Source organism: Couchioplanes azureus, from assembly GCF_014648355.1.
Classification (GTDB): Bacteria; Actinomycetota; Actinomycetes; order Mycobacteriales; family Micromonosporaceae; genus Actinoplanes; species Actinoplanes azureus.
Genome location: NZ_BMQY01000039.1, coordinates 1 through 1,063, shown reverse-complemented (window position 1 = coordinate 1,063; position 1,063 = coordinate 1). Strand labels below are relative to the sequence as shown.

Here is a 1,063-nt window from a genome sequence, read left to right as displayed (position 1 = left end):
CCGCTCCTGGCGGATCGAGGGCGCTACGCGCCCGTCTCCCGGCCAGTTGGCGCTACGCGCCAACGCTATGTTGATGTTGATATTGAACGTAAAACCCCAGTTCATTGCATGTAGAAATGCAGAAATCTGCTAAAGCAGATTTCTGCATTTCTACATGTCTGCCAGCGCTTCGCGCTGTCATCCACATCGGACGATCATTGACTAGACTCTCTTCCTGGCGCTCCCAGCAAACAAGCCCTGGCTCGGGGGATGGCCTCCCCGAAGCAGGGCTTGCTGAAAACCGGCGCGTTGCCGCGCGCTTAGGTGAGAAGAAGCCGCTCTCTGCTGCCGTCTGGACCTTCGATGTAGACGGCCTTGCCTTCGTTCTCGGCCTGCACGATGTACGCGTACACCTGGACTGCCCGATTGAACGTGTCCGTCCTGTTGTCGCCAGTCACTTTGGTGGCGATCTCCAGCGCTCGAACGGCTCGCTTCACCAGGTTGATCGTGAACTTCGTCAGAGTGGTGGCGGTTTCGGTTCGTTCATCAAGATCGGTACCAGGCATGTCTTCAACCTTCCTTGGAAGCCGGCTCCTGTTCACACGCAGGACCGGTTCTTTGCCGTACGAGCCTCGGGTTAGGGGGGTCTGCTTGCCCGTACGAAACTACTCTCATGTTCCCGTGAAACCCGAAGATACTCCATATCCAACAGGTTGCACTATGGTGATCGTCTCCCGATATCTAGATGCTTGCGCATGGCCCTGGATACCTGCTTCGCATCTCCTCGTACCACTGTAACGCTGAGCCTGCGGCTCGTCTACGCAACGTACATCCTCCGGGTAAAGTCACCGTTCACCCTGCACAACCGCGATGATGCTCGAAGGGTGACGGCTCGATGGCATCATCAGTACTCCTCTCATACATACTTTGCGTGTACCTGCGGAAGACAAAGCTGAGCAAGGTTTGACCGATTTGAGAGGTTATGAGGCTTTTACGGGGGAACTCTTTGCGCATCCCTCCGGACTCTCTGTTGCCGTGATATGGGATCGTCCAGGTAAGCTCATTGCGGAACTGCAAACTCCCC

Annotated in this window: 2 protein-coding genes; both read right to left on the bottom strand. The window is 56.1% G+C overall.

Going from position 1 to position 1,063, the window contains the following annotated elements:
* Positions 1-299 precede the first annotated feature (299 nt).
* Positions 300-545, bottom strand: coding sequence for a hypothetical protein (locus IEY99_RS33770; protein WP_189208192.1), 246 nt, complete (start codon positions 543-545; stop codon positions 300-302).
* A 286-nt stretch (positions 546-831) separates the two neighbouring features.
* Positions 832-1,063, bottom strand: a 232-nt coding sequence (locus IEY99_RS34795) for a hypothetical protein (protein ID WP_229799507.1), incomplete at its 5' end; no start/stop codon positions are given.